This window comes from Halorubrum tibetense, assembly GCF_055396225.1.
Map to the genome: position 1 here is coordinate 1,802,482 of NZ_AP043742.1, position 18,697 is coordinate 1,821,178.

16 protein-coding genes are annotated in these 18,697 nt (G+C 68.3%); 13 read left to right on the forward strand and 3 right to left on the reverse strand.

Annotated features, from left to right (window positions below; genetic code table 11):
• Window positions 1-84 precede the first annotated feature (84 nt).
• The 10 genes from cheY (at window position 85) to htpX (ending at window position 10,433) form a co-directional block, all read left to right on the forward strand.
• The gene (cheY, locus tag ACZ5TV_RS09105) at window positions 85-441 is read left to right on the forward strand and encodes a chemotaxis protein CheY (RefSeq protein WP_379783116.1); all 357 of its coding nucleotides are present in this window, start codon (window positions 85-87) and stop codon (window positions 439-441) included.
• Window positions 441-1,652 carry a chemotaxis protein CheC gene (locus ACZ5TV_RS09110; RefSeq protein ID WP_464383728.1) on the forward strand — a complete coding sequence of 404 codons (1,212 nt, stop codon included), beginning with the start codon at window positions 441-443 and terminating at the stop codon, window positions 1,650-1,652. Before cheY ends, ACZ5TV_RS09110 begins: the two co-directional genes overlap by 1 nt.
• Window positions 1,649-2,170 carry a chemotaxis protein CheD gene (locus ACZ5TV_RS09115; protein ID WP_379782943.1) on the forward strand — a complete coding sequence of 174 codons (522 nt, stop codon included), beginning with the start codon at window positions 1,649-1,651 and terminating at the stop codon, window positions 2,168-2,170. Before ACZ5TV_RS09110 ends, ACZ5TV_RS09115 begins: the two co-directional genes overlap by 4 nt.
• A gap of 168 nt (window positions 2,171-2,338) precedes the next feature.
• Window positions 2,339-4,174, forward strand: a complete 1,836-nt coding sequence (locus ACZ5TV_RS09120) for a FlaD/FlaE family flagellar protein (protein WP_464383729.1) — start codon at window positions 2,339-2,341, stop codon at window positions 4,172-4,174.
• A complete protein-coding gene (gene arlF, locus ACZ5TV_RS09125; protein WP_379780997.1) occupies window positions 4,164-4,646 on the forward strand; it encodes an archaellum stator protein ArlF in 483 nt (160 codons plus the stop codon). The genes ACZ5TV_RS09120 and arlF overlap by 11 nt, the downstream gene beginning before the upstream one ends.
• Window positions 4,647-5,153 (forward strand): archaellum stator protein ArlG, encoded by a 507-nt coding sequence (arlG, locus tag ACZ5TV_RS09130; RefSeq protein ID WP_379780999.1) that lies wholly within the window; start codon window positions 4,647-4,649, stop codon window positions 5,151-5,153.
• 1 nt (window position 5,154) lies between these two features.
• Window positions 5,155-5,907 carry an archaellum protein ArlH gene (gene arlH / locus ACZ5TV_RS09135; RefSeq protein ID WP_379781001.1) on the forward strand — a complete coding sequence of 251 codons (753 nt, stop codon included), beginning with the start codon at window positions 5,155-5,157 and terminating at the stop codon, window positions 5,905-5,907.
• A 102-nt stretch (window positions 5,908-6,009) separates the two neighbouring features.
• Window positions 6,010-7,683 carry a type II/IV secretion system ATPase subunit gene (locus ACZ5TV_RS09140; RefSeq protein ID WP_379781003.1) on the forward strand — a complete coding sequence of 558 codons (1,674 nt, stop codon included), beginning with the start codon at window positions 6,010-6,012 and terminating at the stop codon, window positions 7,681-7,683.
• Window positions 7,684-7,715: 32 nt separating this feature from the next.
• Window positions 7,716-9,452, forward strand: coding sequence for an archaellar assembly protein FlaJ (flaJ, locus tag ACZ5TV_RS09145; RefSeq protein ID WP_379781005.1), 1,737 nt, complete (start codon window positions 7,716-7,718; stop codon window positions 9,450-9,452).
• A 111-nt stretch (window positions 9,453-9,563) separates the two neighbouring features.
• Window positions 9,564-10,433: a zinc metalloprotease HtpX gene (gene htpX, locus ACZ5TV_RS09150; RefSeq protein ID WP_379781007.1), complete on the forward strand. Its 870-nt coding sequence runs from the start codon at window positions 9,564-9,566 to the stop codon at window positions 10,431-10,433.
• Window positions 10,434-10,470: 37 nt separating this feature from the next.
• Here the strand turns inward: htpX and ACZ5TV_RS09155 are convergent, their stop codons facing one another.
• Complete coding sequence (locus tag ACZ5TV_RS09155) at window positions 10,471-12,150, reverse strand: tryptophan--tRNA ligase (RefSeq protein ID WP_379781009.1); 1,680 nt, start codon at window positions 12,148-12,150, stop codon at window positions 10,471-10,473.
• A gap of 162 nt (window positions 12,151-12,312) precedes the next feature.
• Here ACZ5TV_RS09155 and ACZ5TV_RS09160 point away from each other — a divergent pair, with 162 nt between their 5' ends.
• Window positions 12,313-12,756 carry a universal stress protein gene (locus tag ACZ5TV_RS09160; protein WP_464383730.1) on the forward strand — a complete coding sequence of 148 codons (444 nt, stop codon included), beginning with the start codon at window positions 12,313-12,315 and terminating at the stop codon, window positions 12,754-12,756.
• 743 nt (window positions 12,757-13,499) lie between these two features.
• A complete protein-coding gene (locus tag ACZ5TV_RS09165; protein ID WP_379782911.1) occupies window positions 13,500-13,751 on the forward strand; it encodes a hypothetical protein in 252 nt (83 codons plus the stop codon).
• Window positions 13,752-13,879: 128 nt separating this feature from the next.
• On the opposite strand, the gene ACZ5TV_RS09170 is transcribed toward ACZ5TV_RS09165, so the two are convergent.
• Window positions 13,880-15,040 carry an anion permease gene (locus ACZ5TV_RS09170; protein ID WP_464384337.1) on the reverse strand — a complete coding sequence of 387 codons (1,161 nt, stop codon included), beginning with the start codon at window positions 15,038-15,040 and terminating at the stop codon, window positions 13,880-13,882.
• Window positions 15,041-15,090: 50 nt separating this feature from the next.
• A complete protein-coding gene (gene endA, locus ACZ5TV_RS09175) occupies window positions 15,091-16,224 on the reverse strand; it encodes a tRNA-intron lyase (protein WP_464383731.1) in 1,134 nt (377 codons plus the stop codon).
• 106 nt (window positions 16,225-16,330) lie between these two features.
• Between endA and ACZ5TV_RS09180 the strand changes: the two genes are divergently transcribed.
• A complete protein-coding gene (locus ACZ5TV_RS09180; RefSeq protein ID WP_464383732.1) occupies window positions 16,331-18,625 on the forward strand; it encodes an AAA family ATPase in 2,295 nt (764 codons plus the stop codon).
• The last annotated feature ends 72 nt before the right edge of the window (window positions 18,626-18,697 follow it).

Consider the following 18,697-nt stretch of genomic DNA (forward strand, 5'->3'; position numbering starts at 1 on the left):
TGGCTCACGACTGCCACGCGGTTCTCAGCGGTGAGAACCGCGGGCGAGCGGTTAAGTGACTCCTCGGCCCGTCTCCGAGTATATATGGCGACGCGAGTGCTTATCGCGGACGACTCGGAGTTCATGCGGAACCTCCTGCGGGAGATCCTCGAAGGGGAGTTCGAGATCGTCGGCGAGGCGGAAAACGGGGTAGAGGCCGTGAACATGTACGACGAGCACGCCCCCGACCTCGTGATGATGGACATCGTGATGCCGATCCGTGATGGGATCGAGGCCACGACGGAGATCAAAGACGACGACCCGGAGGCGACGGTGATCATGTGTACCAGCGTCGGGCAGGAGGAGAAGATGAAGGCCGCTATCAAGGCGGGTGCGGAGGGGTACATCACGAAGCCGTTCCAGAAGCCGAACGTGCTCGACGCCATCGGGTCGGCGGTATAATGCGCGTCGACGTCCGGGCGCTCGGGGCCTGTAACCGGCTCACCCAGCGCGGGGCCGAGCAGGCCGCCGACGCGGTCGCCGAGCTCACGGGGACGGACCTCGCGGTCGAGGTAACCGGCGCGAGTGTCGCCAGCGGTGAGGACCTCGCCGAGGCGTTCGCCGGTCGCGAGTCCATCGGCGTGAGCGTCGGGCTCTCGGGCGGGTTAGACGGCGAGGCCGTCCTCGCGTTCGACGCCGCCCACGCCGACGCGCTGCTCTCGTTGCTTCCCGGCGGCGCGTCGATGGGCCGGAGCGCGGTGACGGAAGTCGGCAACATCGCGCTCGGGGGCTTCCTCGACGGCTGGGCCAACTACCTCGGCCGGGCGATAGATATGACGCCGCCGAGATACTTCGAGGCGGACGGCGCGGCGGTGCTCCCCGACGGCGCGCTCGCCGGTGACGGCGTCTTCCTCTTCGAGAGCCGGCTGGATTCGGCGACGACGGACCTCGACTTCGCCATCTACATGCTCCCCGACTCCGCGGCGTTCCGCGATCTGATCGTCGGGAAGACCGCGCCCGCGGCGGCCGCCGGTGCCGAGGGAGCCGCGGGCGACACGGGCGGGTCGGCCCCCGGCGCGAACACCGCGGTTCCGTACGAGTCGCTCTCGACGTTCGCGTCGCTGGCGAAACGCGGGTCGGCGAACGCCGCCGACAACATCGCGATGATGACGGGCCTCGACACGAGCGTCGAGGTGAGCCGACTGCGGTTCGTCCCGCTCGCCGACATCCCCGCCGAGGTCGGCGTCGAACCCTACGCCGGGACGGTGTTCGAGTTACAGGGCGAGATCGGCGGCTACCTCGCGATACTCTTCGAGGAGTCGTCGGCCGAGGCGGTCGCGGCGTCGATGCTCCCCACCGAACCCGACGACCCGCTCGGGGGGATGGCCGAGAACGCGCTGTGTGAGCTCGGCAACGTGATGACGAGCGGATTCATCGACGGGTGGGCGAACGTGCTCGGCACGTCGATCAGCCACTCCCCGCCGGAGTTCGTCCACGACATGGGGTCGGCGACGATCAGCCCGCTCGTCGCGGCGCTGGGCCGGCGACAGGATTACGGGTTCGTCATCGACGCCGCGATCCGGACGGCAGGGGTCCAGGCGCGGTGTGACGTGTACGCGCTCCCGAACGAGCGCGAACTGGCGGCCGCCCTCTCCTCGCTCTCCGAGGTATGACCCCACCCACGTCGGTCGGGGGCCGTGACGTGTCCGGGTCGCCCCGGCGGGTGAACGTCGGCGTGGGAGACCTCGCGGTCGTCGACGACGACGCCCTCCTCACGACGAGCGGGCTCGGTTCCTGTGTCGCGATCGCCGTCGTCGACCACGACGCGGGCGTTCGCGGTCTCCTCCACGCCATGCTCCCGTCGATCGACGACGCCGACACCTCTGGACTCCGATCACCCCGACCGGGGAAGTACGTCGATTCCGGGTTCGACGTTATGGCCGATGCCGTCGCCGACTCCGGTGGATCCCCCGACCGGTTGGAAGCCAGCCTGATCGGCGGGGCGGAGATGCTCGATCTCACCGCCCCGGTCGGGCCACGAAACGTCTCCCACGCCCGGCGCGTGTTGGCCGATGCTGGGGTGCCAATCGTCGCGAGCGATGTCGGCGACGGCGTCGGACGAACGGTCCTGTTCCGATCCGATGGAGCCGTCGTCGTTCGCGCCGCGGACGGGTTCGAACGGACCCTCTGAGCTCGCGTCAGCGCTCGCCGTCCGCTCCGATAACGCGATAGCCGGCCCGTCCCAGCCGTCATCGAGATGATCGGTCGTCCGCTCGCTATCGGTTCGATCCCCCCGGACTTCTCATGGTTGATATTTTGAGGGGTGGGTTGAAGTGTGTAGTACGGGTGTTTTCCGGTAATGGGCCTCGAACTACCGGTGTGGGACCTCTCGACGGTCGAATGGACAGTCGCCACGCTGGGGCTCGTCGGCGCGAGCGTCCTCGATCGGTTCCTCGACGACGACGGATCCGACGATAGCGGCGGTGGCATGGATGGTGACGACGATGTCTTCGGCGGCGGTATGGGTGGCGGCGGTGGAGGCGGTATGGGTGGCGGCGGCGGTGACGGCTTCGACGACTTCGACGGGATGGACGAGTGGGACGACGGATTCGACGACGGCGGCGGTGGTGGCGGGTCCGACACCGACGAGCTGGAGAAGCGGCTCGACGACCTCGAAGCCGAGGTCGCGACGCTCTCCTCGACCGTCTCGACGGTTCGGTCGGAGAACGAGGAGATCTCCGCGGCCGTCGACGACATCGAGGAGGACGTTCGGAACCTGCTCGACATCTACGAGATGGTCACTCGTGGGATCAACCCGTTCGTCGACGAGTCGAGCGGCTTCGACGGCGTCGGCGGCGGCGGCGACAACTCCTTCGGTCTCTTCGACGACGCGGAGGAAGAAGACGAGTCCGCGGAGGAGCTCGACGACGACGTCGCGAGCGCGGACGCTGACGGGTTCTTCGACGAGGAGCTCGTCGAGCCGGACGACGGCGGGTTCGACGACCTGGACGACGACTCTGAGGACGACCTCGACGGGATGGACGACCTCGACGGGATGGACGACCTCGACGGGATGGATGAACTCGACGAGATGGACGACGGTGAACCCGCCGACGCCGCGTCCGAAACCGAACCGGCGGATGACGGAGATATGAACGACGACGCAAAGAGCTTCAGCGAGCTGAAAGAGGAGTACGACGCCGGCGAGGCCGACTGGGCCGACGACACCGGCGGCGAAACGGCGGATGACGACCCGATAGACGACATGGAGGGTTTCGGTGATGGGCCGGGCGAGGAGCTCGGTGATGGGGACGACGGCGGGTTCGGCGATGGGGACGACGGCCTCACCGACGCGAACGGCCACGGACACGACTCGATCGACGAACACGCGACGGCCCCCGGCGGCGACCCGGCCGAGATGAACGGCGACGGGTTCCAGTACGTCGGACAGGACGACCTCTCGGGAAGCGGTCGGAAGCCGTACCTCACCGAGCTCCCCGCCGATTACGTCGGCGACCTGCTCGTGATGGAGTGGCTGGAGTTCCTCGTCTCCGAGAGCGACGTGACCGACGCGGTGCGGGCGATCAACTACTACGAACGGATCGAGTGGATCGGTCCCGACGCCGCCGCCCGACTCCGTGATTTCCTCTCCGGGTTCGGCACGATCGACCGCAACCTGATCGATCGCCCCGGGACCGAGCGGCTCGTGCGTGAACACCACACCCGTAGCCTCCGATACATCACCCAACTCAACGGGACGAGCGCACACACCGTCCTGCTCGACCGCTGGGACGATCTCGCTGGCGGCTCGCTCGTCGGCGGCGGGTTCTCGGGTGCAGCCCCGGCCTACGGCGGCCGCGGAGGGCGTGCGGACCGCTCGCACGGCCGGCGCGATCGCCACGCCAACGGCGACGGCCGGCGTGGCCGACAGGCCAACGGGGACGGCCGGCACGAACGTGACGGTCACGCCGACGACCGACGGCGTGACGGGGAGCGGGACGGTCGCCGGACACACGAGGAACCCCAAGGTGAGCGCCGAACCCACGACGCGGCCGGGGAGTACGGCGGGAACGGCGACCGCGGCCGGCAGCCGGGCAAGGGTCGCTCCGGCGGCTCGACCCGCCCGATGAACGACCCGGACCCGCAACCCGACCACGCGGACCCGGCGGACGGGGGATGGGACGATGGGCGTTAGCGTCTCCGCGTCGACGGCGATAATCGTCGCGGGGTTGTTCTTCGCGTTCACCGCGTTCTATCCCGTCGCCGCTAACGGGTTCGACCGCGTCACCGACGCCGAGCGCGACGTTCACGAGCGCGCGCTCGAACGACAGAACACGGCGCTCACCGTGACGGAGGCCACGTATAACGAGTCGGCCGGGGAGTCGGGCGAGCTCGTCGTCAACGCCACCAACGACGGGTCGGTCGGCCTCGTGGTGAGTGACACCACGCTCATCGCCGACAACGAGTACGTCGACCTCGGCGCGGACGCGACGTGGACGAGCGTCGACGGGGTCATGGACACCGACCTCTGGCTCGGCGGCGAGGCGCTGTCGGCGACGATCCCGAACGAGGCGATCGACGCCGACCTCGCCGAGGTCGACCGGGTCGTCCTCGTGACGGAGTCCGGCGTGCGCGACAGCGCCGACGTGACGGAGGTGAGCGGCTGAATGGCGAGCGTTCCGGTTTCACACCTCATCCTGTTCGTCGCCAGCCTCGTGATCGCCGCCGGCGTCGTCGGCACCGTGACGACCGGTGTCGACCGCGTGAGCTCCGCCGTCAACGACGGGAGCCTCGACGCCACCGAGCAGCTACGGACGGACATCACGGTCGTCTCCGACCCCAACGGCGGGGTGTACGACGCAAGCCACGGAGCGGAGGGGAACGTCACGCTGTTGATAAAGAACACCGGGACACAGCGGCTCGCTCCGGACGGCTCCGGCGTCGACATCGTGTTCGACGGCCGGTTCGTTCGGCCGTCGGCCAAACACGGCGAGCTCGTCTCCGTCGACGGGGCGACCGCGTGGAGCCGCGGCGACGTCCTCGCGCTCACGATCGATCTCGACGAGGTGGACGGCGTCGGCTCGTTGGACGATGAGACGAGTGACCACCGAGTGTACCTCACCGTCAACGGCGACGAGGAGCTGTTCCAGTTCCGCGTGGAGGGGAGTAACTGAGATGCCGCGTGCCGACAACCTCCTGTCGCTCGGACTCGGCGAGCGCGACCGCCTGAACAAGGAGCTCGGCGGCGGTATCCCCCGCGGTTCCATCGTCCTCATCGAGGGGGATTACGGCGCGGGGAAAAGCGCCATCTCCCAGCGGTTCTCCTACGGCCTCGTCGAGGAGGGGGCCTCGGTGACGCTGATGTCGACCGAACTCACCGTTCGCGGGTTCATCGACCAGATGCACTCGTTGGAGTACGACATGGTGAAGCCGCTGTTGAACGAGGAGCTGCTGTTTTTGCACGCCGACTTCGACTCCGGCGGCGCGTTCTCCGACGACGACGGGGAGCGCAAGGAGCTGCTCAAGCGACTGATGAACGCGGAGGCGATGTGGAACTCCGACGTGATCTTCCTCGACACGTTCGACGCGATCTTCCGGAACGACCCCACGTTCGAGGCGCTCGTCCGGAAGAACGAGGAGCGGCAGGCGGCCTTGGAGATCATCTCGTTTTTCCGCGAGATCATCTCACAGGGGAAAGTCGTGGTTCTCACCGTCGACCCCTCCGCCGTCGACGACGACGCGATCGGCCCGTTCCGGTCGATCGCCGACGTGTTCCTCCAGCTCGAGATGATCGAGGTCGGCAACGACATCAGACGACAGATCAACGTCAAACGGTTCGCGGGGATGGGCGAACAGGTCGGCGACACCATCGGCTTCTCCGTTCGCTCGGGGACGGGGATCGTGATCGAGAGCCGGAGCGTGGCCTGAGGGCGGCACTTGGACGCCCGAGCGCCGGGTCGCCACGGGTGAACCACACACGACGCGCGATCAACACACGACACGCGACCAACACACGACACACAACAGACGATGACAGAACACGGGACCGCGAAACCGTCGGACGAGCTCCGGAAGGCAGCGATGCGGCGGCCGCACCTCCGGGAACACCTCCAGGAGTTCAAACAGATCACTGGGGAGTTCCCGCTGTTCATCGAGGAGCCGAAATCGGAGTACGAGTCGGCCCGGCCGAACGTGCTCTACCCGGTCGGCGGCCCGATATTCTGTCACGTGTACGGCGACCTCGGACAGGAGACCAAGTACTACGCGATCGAACCGGAGATGTCGGGGCCTCAGGCGACGGTACTCAACCAGGTGAAAAACAAGCTGCTCGCGGCGAGCGGCGGGCACACGGCGCCCGACTCCGAAGCGGAGTACGACGACCTGATCGAGGAGCTGTTGGCGGACGTCACCCACATCCAGAACGGCGATTCCGGGTGGAAACGGACCGCTTCACAGCTCTTGAACATGGGGAAGCTCTCCGTCACCGAGGAGACGTACGAGAACATCCGCTACCGGCTCAACCGCGACATCGTCGGACTCGGCCCGCTGGAACCGGTGATGCGTGACCCGGCCAACGAGGACATTCACGTCATCGGCCCTCACGAGTGTCACGTCGATCACGGCACGTTCGGGATGTTGGAGACCACCGTCGACTTCGGGACCCCGAAGGAGTTCGACAACTGGCTCCGGAACATGGGCGAGCGGATCGGTGACCCGCTCTCCGACTCCGACCCAATCGTCGACTCGACGCTGCCGGACGGCTCGCGTATCAACATCATCTACTCCGATGACGTCTCGCTGAAAGGTTCTTCGCTCACGATCCGGCAGGGCGAGGAGGTGCCGCTGTCGATCAACCAGATCACCAACTGGGGGACGCTCTCGCCGGAGCTCGCGGCGTACCTCTGGCTCTGTCTGGAGAACGAACAGACCGTGTTCGTCGTCGGTGAGACCGCGTCCGGGAAGACGACGACGCTCAACGCGATCCTCTCGTACATCCCACAGGACTCGAAGATCTACACCGCGGAGGACACCGCGGAGGTCATCCCGCCGCACAACACGTGGCAGCAGCTGTTGACCCGCGAGGGCGGCGGCGAGGGCTCCTCGGACGTCGACATGTTCGACCTAGTCGCCGCCGCGCTCCGGTCGCGTCCCGACTACATCATCGTGGGTGAGGTCCGTGGTGCGGAGGGGCGGATGGCGTTCCAGGCCGCCCAGACCGGTCACCCGGTCATGCTGACGTTCCACGCCTCCGACATCGTCTCGATGATCCAGCGGTTCACCTCCGAGCCGATCAACGTGCCGGAGACGTTCATGGACAACGCGGACGTCGCGCTGTTCCAGAACCGGGTGAAACAGGGCGACGACGTACTCCGTCGGGTGACGAGCGTGCAGGAGATCGAGGGGTACTCCAAGGAGATGGAGGGGGTCGTCACCCGTGAGGTGTTCAGCTGGGACCCCGTCGAGGACGAGATCGTCTTCCAGGGAATGAACAACTCCTACGTGCTCGAAGAGCAGATCGCGACGCTGCTCGGCTACGCGGACACCCGCGACATCTACGACGACTTACAGTTCCGCGCGGAGCTGATAGAGCGGATGATCCAGGAGGGGATCTTGGGCTACCACGAGGTCAACGAGGCCATCGACGCGTTCCAGCGCGACGGCGTCGAGGGGCTCCCCTTCGACATGCACCGGAACGTCAGATGAGCGCCGGCAGCCGACGCCGAGGTGTGTGAGCTATGGGCGTGAAACAGGCCGGTCAGGGGCTCGCCACCGCCATGCGGCTCACCGAGGAGGTGATGGCGTCCTACGAGAAGCTCGACATCTCGAAGCGGCAGTACGTCGGCTACGTGCTCGTCCCGGCGGCGGTCGTCTTCCTGCTCACGATCGCCGGCGCGTTCCTCCTCCCGCTCCCGTTCGCCGCACGGGTCCCGATCCCGATGTTCGGCGTGCTCACCCTCGTTTCGGCCGTCATCTACCCGAAGATCTACCTCAGCAGCGTCGAGAACCGGATCGACAACCAGCTCCACCTGGTGATGACCCACATGACCGTGCTGTCGACAACGAACATCGACCGCATGGAGGTGTTCCGGACGCTGGCCAAAGAGGAGGAGTACGGCGCGGCTGCCGAGGAGATCGGGCGGGTCGTCAGCCTCGTCGACACGTGGAACCAGAGCCTTGACGACGCGTGTCGTCGCCGCGCCAAAGAGGTGCCCTCGGACGCGATGGCCGACTTCTTCGACCGGCTCGGCTACACGCTCGGGGCGGGGCAGTCGTTGGAGGACTTCCTCGTCTCCGAACAGGACGTGATGCTCGCCAAATACGAGACCCTGTACGAGTCGTCGCTGTCGAACTTGGAGGTGATGAAGGACCTGTACATGTCGATGATCCTCTCGATGACGTTCGCGCTCGTCTTCGCCATCGTGCTTCCGATCCTGACCGGAAACGACCCGACGGCGACCGTCGCGGCGGTCATCGTCCTGTTCGTCTTCGTCCAGCTCGGCTTCTACGCGATGATCCGGGCGACGTCGCCGTACGACCCGATCTGGTACCACCCCGAGGAGCGCGCCCCGGGCGACCTGAAGCTGTGGGCGTCGCTCGGGATCGGCGGTGGACTCTCGTTCCTCCTCATCGGGTTCACGGCTGCCGGGATGTTCGGATACGGTCCCGGGCTCCCCGGACTCCTTTGGTTCATCGACGATGTCCGACTGCCGCTGTATCTCGCCGTCCCCATCTCGCCGCTGTTCATCACGGGGGTGATCCTTCGCTCGGAAGAGCAGGCGATCAGCGCTCGTGACAGGGAGTTCCCCTCGTTCGTTCGCGCGCTCGGTGCGACCGAGAGCGCCAAGCAGTCGACTACGACCGACGTGCTGACGACGCTCCGGGACAAGGACTTCGGAGCGCTGTCGCCGGCGATCACGCGGCTGTACCGCCGGCTCAACATGCGGATCAGTACGGAGGGCGCGTGGCGGGCATTCACGCGTGACACGCGATCGTATCTCATCCAGAAGTTCTCCGAGATGTACCTCGTCGGCCGGCGGATGGGCGGCGACCCCAAACAGCTCGGCGAGCTGATCTCGAAGAACATGAACGCCGTCAACCAGCTGCGCGAGCAGCGCCGGCAAGCGGCGGTGACGTTCATCGGGCTGTTATACGGGATCACGGCGGCGGCGACGTTCGCCTTCTTCATCGGACTGGAGATCGTCGCCATCCTCGCCCAGCTGACGGCGGACTTCGAGCTCGACCAGATGGATATCGGCCAGATCGTCTACCCCGGCGCGTACGACATCCCGTTGATCGAGTACCTGCTGTTGACGGTCGTGCTGTTCAACGCGGCGCTCTCCTCGCAGATGATCCGGAAGATCGACGGCGGGAACCCCGCGAACGGGTACATCCACTTCGTGTTGTTGACCTGGCTCGGGGCGGGGACTGCCATCGCGACCCGAGTCCTCGTGAACGCCATCCTCTCGATCTGACTCCGGGCGGCCGGTTTCACGCACGTACCGTCGCTGGTGTCACCCACCTACCGCCGCCGGTTCCCGCCCGCCTCCGGCAGGTTTTAACGCGCAGAACCGCTACCGTCGCGTATGCAATGGGACACGGATTGGGGGCTTCGTGGACGGATGGCGTTCACGATGTTCCTCCTGTTCGCCCTCTACCTCGTGTTCGTCGGGTTCATCACCCTCTACTTCGAGGGTGGGCTGTTCCCGCTGATCCTGCTCGGCGGGTTCGCGATCGCACAGTACTTCTTCAGCGACAAGCTCGCGCTCCGGAGCATGGGTGCCCGGGAGGTCGACCCCGAAGAGTACCCGGAGCTCCACCGTATGGTCGAACGGCTCAGCCAACAGGCGGACCTCCCGAAGCCGGCGGTCGCCGTCGCCGACACGAACGTGCCGAACGCGTTCGCCACCGGCCGGAACCAGAAGAACGCCACCGTCGCGGTGACGACGGGCCTGCTCCGCACCCTCGATCAGGACGAGCTGGAGGGGGTCATCGCCCACGAGCTCGCCCACGTGAAGAACCGCGACGTGATGGTGATGACTATCGCGTCGTTCCTCTCGACTATCGCCTTCTTCATCGTGCGGTGGGGCTGGCTGCTGGGCGGGAACAACCGACAGGGCGCGCCCGTCATCGTGGCGATCATGGTGTCGCTACTGGTGTGGGTCGTGTCGTTCCTGCTGATCCGCGCGCTCTCGCGGTACCGCGAGTACTCCGCCGACCGCGGCGCGGCGGTGATCACGGGGAAGCCCGGGGCGCTCGCGTCCGCGCTCGTCAGTATCAACAGCGGGATGGAGCGGGTCCCCGAGGAGGACATGCGTGAGAGCGCGGAGATGAACGCGTTCTTTATCTTCCCCATCTCGAAGGGGTTCATCGGCCGGATCGCCTCCACACACCCGCCCACGGAGAAGCGGATCGAGCGTCTGCGCGAGCTCGAGCGGGAGATGGAGACGGCCTAACGGGGTAGCAGTAGTTCCCGCACCCGGTCCCGGTCACTCAGTGTTCGCCGCCGGTTCCGCGCCGGTCGGAGTCCAAGTCGATGTCGAGCTCGTCGAGTAACGCCTCCGCCTCGGCCCGTTTCTCCTGGTGGTCCGCGAGGAACTCGCGCATCAGCTCGGCTGCCTGCTCTTTACAGCCGCCACAGAGCCGCTCGCCGGTGACACACTCGGTGTACACCTCCCTCGTCAGTTCGTCGTCGTCCCCGGCGAGCAGGTACGCGTACAGCTCGTACACTGGACAGTCGTCGGCCTCTCCGCCGAGCTCGCGCTGTTCCGCTGCCGTGTCGCGGCCGCCCGTGGTCGCGGCTTTCACCTTGTCGTAGCCGTCGTCGGGGTCGTCGAGCAGCGAGATGTGGCTCGCCGGGATCGACGAGGACATCTTCCCGCCGGTGAGCCCGGTCATGAACCGATGGAAGACGGCGGAGGGCTGCCGGAAGCCGAACCCGTCGTGGTCGATCTCGACCCCCCGCGCCAGCGACTCGGCCTCCTCGCGCGTCAGCTCGAACGCGTCGATATGCCCCTCGAAGACGCGCTTCTCGCCGTCGACCGCCTCGATCAGCGCCTCGAACGCCGCGTCGGTGGCGTTGCGATCGAAGAAGCGCACCCGCGGCCGGAGCGGCTCTTTTCCTCCCGCCCGCAGTTTCTCGATGGCGGTCGGTTTGGCGGCCGCGAGGTCGAGTCGCTCGTCGCCGGTGTCGGGCGGCTCGTAGTCGGCGAGCCACTCGGCAGCGTCCGTACAGCGGACGTCGGCCGCCTCCGAGCCGTCGGCCGTGCCGGTGTTTTCGGCGGCCGCGGCCGCCAGCGCGTCGTATGCGGCCCGCACCAGCTGGCGTTCGGCGTCGTCGAGCTCGAAGCTCGCGAACGCCTCGGTCACCTTGAAGTAGCGCATCCGGACCGCCAGATCACGCGAGAGCCGAACGTGCGGGTCCTGGTCGGGGCCGACCGGGATCACCGTGGGCTTCGGCTCGTCGACCAGCTGCGGGTAGAGGATGTCCGCCATCTGGGTCAACACCGACTGCATGTGTGAGACGTTCGTCTCGCCGTCGAAGCCGTACAGCGCCTGTAGCTCCGAGAAGTTGGCCTTCGAGCCGAGCTCGAAACCGAGATCCTGTACCGCGCGGTTGTCGGACTGGCGGTAGATCGCACCCGCCTCGGCGTCGAACCCGAGCGCGAGGAGGCTCAAGAGGTAGTCTCGCGCGTGCTCGTCGATCTCGGGCCAGGACATCCCCCGGGCGGAGTGGGCCTCGAGGTCGGCGATCAGGCCGAACGCGTCCGCGCCCTGCTGTTGATGCCAGATCAGCTCGTCGAAGACGAGCTTGTGGCCGATGTGTGGGTCGCCGGTGGGCATGAAGCCGGAGAGCGCGGCGAACGGCTCGTCGTTCGCCATCGCCTCCGCGACCGCGTCGTACTCGCGGTGCCCGAAGATGACGCCGCGACGCATCAGGTAGTGCGGGTCCGGGACGTCGCCGCTCACCTCGTCGAACGCCTCGATGCCGAACTCCGCGAACAGGTCCGCGTAGTCGCCGACCGACGCCGACCCCCACGGGTCCAAGGCGACGTCCTCGGTCGGTCCGTCGGCCTGCTCCGTCCCGCCGTCGGGCCGGGAAGTCCCGTTGTCGGGTCGGGAGGTCCCGTCGTCGGATCGGGAAGTCCCGTCGTCGGGGGTGTCCTCGTCCATACGTCCCCTCCCGTCGGTCGACGCAAAAACCGTTCGCTTGTGCGGGAGTCGCTCACGGGGACCGTCGACCACGCGCCGGGACGCTGACCGCGCGGCGGGAGGACGGCCACGCGCGAGGACGACCCGCGGAGGTTTATATTGCCCGCGGCCCGACCCCCGTGTATGACCCGGCCCGACCACGTGCTCGTCCCGCTCGACGGCTCGCCGCTGGCCGACGAGGCGCTGTCGCACGCGCTCGCGACGTTCGACTGTCGGGTGACGGTGCTGAACGTCGTCACGCCGCTCGACGCCGGCATGGTCGAAGGCGGGATCTTAGAGCCGGACGACGAGCGCGTGGCGGCCGCCCGCGAGCGCGCCGAGCGACTGGTCGATCGAGCGGCCGAGCGAGCCGCCGCGGAGGGGCGGACGGTCGAAACGATCGTCGACACGGGTGATCCGGCCGAGACGATCCTCGATGCCGTCGCGGAGCGTGAAGTCGACCACGTCGTGATGGGCGGTCACGGCGGGGACTCCGGGTCGATCGCGCGACGGCTCCTCGGTACCGTCGCGACCGCCGTCGTCGGCGGCGCGGACGTGACGGTGACGGTGGTCCGGCACGACGATTGAGCGGCGCGAACGTTCTCGTGGTCGATCTCGGCAGTACGTATCGTCGAGTGGTTGTCGCGTCGCTTATACGTGGTCGAACGACGCTGCTAGCGGCCTTTATAAACGGTTGGTAGCGTGGTGAGGCCGTTCGAAGCGTCAGCCACTCAGCCATCAGTGATCCGTGACGGATCGACGGTGAACACGTTCAAAGCCCCAGCCTGCTCCGGTCGAAGGACTCGCTTATAAGTGATACCTGGTGGATCGACAGTGGGTACGTCCAAAGCCCCAGCCTGCTCCGGTCGAGGGGCTCGCTGCGCGCTGGAACGGGCTCGCGAGGCTCGCCCGTTCCAGTGCTTACCTCACCCGTCTTCCCGGAGCAGGCTGCCCCTTTGAGTCCCACCCTGCACCACAACCGGCCCGCACCTCACACCTCCCCAGCCTCGCCGGAACGGCGCTTGCGAGCGCGCCGTTCCGGGCTCCCTCGCGCGGACTGCTCGCGCCCGTATCGGGCGCTCGCAGGCGCACGCCACCGCAGTTGTTTATAAACAACCGTCGCAGCCGCTCACAGTCCTTTTAAATGATGTCGTTGCTATCGATCCGGGAGGATCACTTCCGCTCCCAGTTGAAACGGAGTCGCGGTGGGTTTCGGTCCGATGCGTTCCGGTCGATACGAGATTGAGATCCGGACTCTGGGTACTCAGGCTGGACGTATCCCGCTCTCCGTCAGAACGAAGTGTTCGTGAGCATATACTATACTGCGAACCATGTTCGACGCCGTTCAACCGACGATACTGGGGTTCGGGTTCCTCGCTTTGCTCTGGCTCGTCGGCGGTCTCTCGATGCTTCAGTCACGTGACGCGATCCCCGTTACCGCGTCTCAGCCGGTTTATATGGGCCTGACGGCCGGAGCCATCATCGGTGCGGCGACCTTCGCGCCCGGCGGAGCGATCGGGGCGATCGTACTCGGGTTCGGGGGTCTCTTCGTCGGCATCTCCATCGGACGAACGGAGGCCTAAGCGGTCGGGGACCCGTCTCCGTCGAGCGATCGAGGGGCAGAGTCGACACGAACGGACGGTTCGGTCGGACGATCGCCATCGACGCTCTCGGCGCTCGATCGTTCTCCGTCCGGATCCGGCGTCACGCCCTACGCCGTCCCGAGCAGCGTCGAGAACGCTCGGTAGAGGCCGAACCCGATAGCGATCGAGGTGACGAGCGTGATCACCCAGAACGCGAGCGTCACGCCGATCTTCCGGCGGGAGACGCCGGCGGAGCCGGCGGCGAGGCCGCCGCCGATCACGCCCGAGATGATGATGTTGTTGAACGAGATGGGGATCCCCAGCGTGATCGCCGCCTGCGCGATGATGAATCCGGGAACGAGCGCGGCGATGGACCGCCGGAGCCCGAGCTGCGCGTACTCCCGCGAGGTCGCCTGGAGGAGCCGTGGCGCGCCCATCCACGCCCCGGCGAGTATCCCGGTCGCCCCCACCGCGAGCAGCACGATGGCGGGCAATCCGAGCTCCGCGCCGTAGAGGTTCTCCAGCGGCCCGGTCGCGAGCCCGACCTGGCTTCCGCCGCTGGAGAACGCGACGACGCTCCCGAGCAACAGCAGGAACGTCCGGATCCCGCGGTCGACGGAGGCCTGCGTCCGGCGACGGATGAACCGGAAGCCCACTGCCGCGAACGCGAGCGTCACGAGGACGATAGCGGGGTCGACGCCGGCCACACTCGGCAAGTCGATCCCCCGCCCGACCGCCCGCGAGACCCACTCCGCGACCGATCCCTGCGCGCGGGTCGGATGGGGGATCACGCCGAGCCGGACGTTCGCGAGGATACCGGCGACGATCCCCGCGAGCAGCGGCACCCCGACGGTGTCGGGCACGTCGTCGCGCCGCAACATCGTCGCGGTGAGGTACGCCAGTCCGCCGGAGACGGGCGGGACCATGAGCCAGAACGTCCCGATCCGGCGGTACGTGTCGAAGGCGGGGTCACCGCCGAGCGAGAGCCCGACTCCGACCATCGCGCCCGTCGTCGCGAACGCCGCGGGAACCGGGTAGCCGCTGTACACGCCAAACGCCATGAACGACGCGGCCACGAGCAACCCCGTCGTCGCCGCGAGCGGCGTGATCTGGACGCCGTTTATCAGGTCCGCACCGACCGTCTCGGAGATGGCCCCGCCCTGTGTGAGCGCGCCTGCGGCCGCGAGGAGCCCGATGAGGAACGCCGCCCGCATCGTCGACACGGCGTTCGCCCCGATCGCCGGCGCGAACGGCGGCGAGTTGCTGTTCGCGCCGAGCGACCACGCCATGAACAGACAGGTCACCGTCGCGAAGGCGACGAGGACCCAGAACGCGAGCGTCACGGCGTCAACCGCCCCACGGACAGCCACTCTATCGGTCCCGTTCCGTCGGTCAGCGCGAACAGCAGCTGTTTGCGGACCCCGCCGGCGAGCCGGACGTCGAGCGAGAGCTCCCGCGGTGCGAACGCGTGCCCCGGCTCGACCACCCGGACGAGATGCTCGGAGTGCGGGAGCGACTCGACGGTCTCGACGTCGAGGTACGTCCGGAAATCAGCGCCGAACTTGAACCCGGTTTTCGGGACCGCATCCCGATCCCGGAGGTCGCGGTACGTCGCCAGCCGCCGGTCGAACCGGTCGCCCTCGACCGCTCGACCGCGGGCGACGATGGCTGCGGTGGTGTCGCTCTCGCTCTCCGCCGCCCCGTCCCCGGTCTCGACGACCTCGTCGAGCCCGAGTCGGTCGTCAGCCGCCAGCGACGCGGCCTCCAAGAGCGACAGCTGGAGCACGCCCTCGACGGCGGCGGCCCGCCCGGTCAACGGCTGCCCGTAGAACCCGCGCTCGTACAGGCCGTCTGGCGCGTCCCAGACGACGACCCGGTCGGAGAGTAACACTCCTCGGACGTCCGCCGGCGGCTCGTAGTCGGTCGCGCCGTCGATCGCGGGCCGGTCGACCCCGAAGTAGGTGATGTCGCTCTCCTCGTCGACGACGGCGAGCGTCTGCCCGGCCAGCCCGCTCGCGGGGACCGCCTCGCGCTCGCCGACGACCCGGATCGCGTAGTGGACGGTTCCGGTGTCCGGCGTCGCGCCGCGCTCGTAGGCGACCAGGTCGACCGCGTCCGCGACGTCGGCGTCGCCGCCGGGCCACGGGTCGCGGGCCGGCGAGAGGTAGAAGCCGCGGTCGCGAAGATCCGCGTACACGAGGTACCGTACCGCGAACCGCTCGACGGCCGCCGCGCTGTCGACGAAGAAGCGCTCGAAGCCGACGGTGTCTCCGGCCCCCGAACCGCCGCCGTTCGCGTCGAGCGTGACGCCGGCGAGGTCGCCGCGGAACAGCAGGTGGGCGGCCTCGACCCGCGAGAGGGCGATGGCGTTCCCTTCCAGCGGACGCCCGTAGCCGCGCGAGTCGTAGAAGCGCTGGCGGGCGTCGCCGCCGACGTGGACGGCATCGCCGCGGAGGTCGCCTGTCGGTTGCATGGGGTCATTCCCGGTCCCACACGGTAAGGGGGTTCCGGTCGGGCAGGCGAGCGCGGGACGCGAGCCCGCGGACAAGGGTAAAGAGTCAGGGGCCGGAACGTGACGTATGAACGAGACCACTGGCGTCACGCTCACGGTGCGTGCCGCCGAGAAGCGCGATGCCGGCCGCGGTATCGCCAGGCTCCCCGAAACCGCCCGCAAGCGACTCGGCCTCCTCAGCGGCGACACCATCCGGATCGAGGGCGAACGCGCCGCCGTCGCCAAGGTGTGGCCCGGCGGCGCGGACGCCCGTGACGGAACCGTCCTCATCGACGCCGACACCCGCGCAAACGCCGGCGTGAAGGTCGGCGACAGCGTCACCGTCAGCCCGATCGAGGTCGGCGACGCTCGCCGGGTCGTCCTCGCCGCCCCGGCGGCGCTCGCCGACGTGGACGTGAGCCGCGATGTCGTCGAGCGCGCGCTCTCCCGCGACCTCCGCGACCGTCCGGTCACGCCCGGCGAGGCCGTCCACGTCGAGCGGCTCGGCGGCCTCCGGTTCGTCGTCGAGCGAACCGACCCCACCGGCACCGTCCGGGTGTCGTCGTCGACTGACGTCGAGGTCGTCTACACCGAGGGTGACGCGGGATCCGGCTCGGCTGACGACGCGGGGGTCGCCGGGGGCCGTGCCGACGACGGCGCGGGTCGGTCGACGCCGACGCGCGACGCCCGGGAGACCGACGGGACGCGGAGCGGTCGGGACGGTCGGGCCGGCACGCCCGGAATCGACGGGGTCGCCGCCGGCGACGACGCGGGGCCGCCTGCCGAGCGAACCGCGGGGGCGACCTACGAGGACATCGGCGGGCTCGACGAGGAGCTGGAGCTGGTCCGTGAGACCATCGAGCTCCCGCTCTCCGAGCCGGAGGTGTTCACCAGGCTCGGGATCGACCCGCCGAAGGGCGTGCTGTTGTACGGCCCCCCGGGCACCGGGAAGACGCTGATCGCCCGCGCGGTGGCCAACGAGGTGGACGCGACGTTCATCACGGTCGACGGCCCGGAGATCATGTCGAAGTACAAGGGCGAAAGCGAGGAGCGCCTGCGCGACGTCTTCGACCGGGCGAGCGAGGAGTCGCCGGCGATCGTCTTCTTCGACGAGATCGACTCGATCGCTGGCAAGCGCGACGACGGCGGCGACGTGGAGAACCGCGTGGTCGGCCAGCTGCTCTCGCTTATGGACGGGCTCGACGCCCGCGGCGACGTGATCGTTATCGGCGCGACGAACCGCGTCGACAGCCTCGACCCCGCCCTGCGCCGTGGCGGGCGGTTCGACCGCGAGATCGAGATCGGCGTCCCCGGCGAGGCCGGCCGGCGACAGATCCTCGACGTCCACACCCGGCGGATGCCGCTCGCTGACGACGTCGACCTCGACCGGATCGCGAGCCGGACACACGGGTTCGTCGGGGCCGATATCGAGGGGCTCACCCAAGAGGCCGCGATGACCGCGCTCCGTCGCGCCCGCGAGACCGACGCGACCGCGCTCGCGGACGTTCGGGTGACGAAAGCCGACTTCGAGGCGGCCCACGCCGCGGTCGAGCCGAGCGCGATGCGCGAGTACGTCGCCGAACAGCCCACCACCGACTTCTCCGACGTCGGCGGCCTCCCGGAAGCGAAGGAGAAACTGGAGCGGGCGGTGACGTGGCCGCTGACGTACGGGCCGCTGTTCGACGCCGCCAACGCCGACCCGCCGACCGGGATCCTCCTCCACGGGCCGCCGGGGACGGGTAAGACGCTACTCGCGCGGGCGATCGCCGGCGAGAGCGGGGTCAACTTCATTCAGGTCGCGGGCCCGGAGCTGCTCGACCGGTACGTCGGCGAGTCCGAGAAAGCGGTCCGTGACCTGTTCGACCGCGCCCGGCAGGCCGCCCCCGCGATCGTCTTCTTCGACGAGATCGATGCGGTTGCGAGCGATCGCGACGCCGCGGGCGGGGGCGACTCCGGCGTCGGCGATCGCGTCGTCTCGCAGCTGCTGACGGAGCTCGACCGCGCGAGCGACAACCCGAACCTGGTGGTGTTGTCGGCGACGAACCGGCGGTCCGCGCTCGACCCCGCCCTGTTGCGCCCGGGGCGGTTGGAGACCCACATCGAGGTGCCGGAGCCCGATCGCGACGCGCGCCGGAAGGTGTTCGCGGTTCACACCCGGGACAAACCGGTCGCCGATGGCGTCGACCTCGACGAGCTGGCCGACGAGACGGAGGGGTACTCCGGCGCGGAGATCGCGGCCGTCTGTCGGGAGGCGGCGATGACCGCGATCGAGCGGGTCGCGGACGAACACGGCGAGGCCGCCAACGACCACGCGGACGAGGTGTCGATCACCGCCGAGGATTTCGCGTCGGCGCTCGGGACCGTCGCGGCCTCACAGCTGTAGTCCCGCCACGACGGGGGCGGACGGATCGACCGAGAGCGGACGTGGCCGCCGGTGACGCTCGCCGAACGCCTT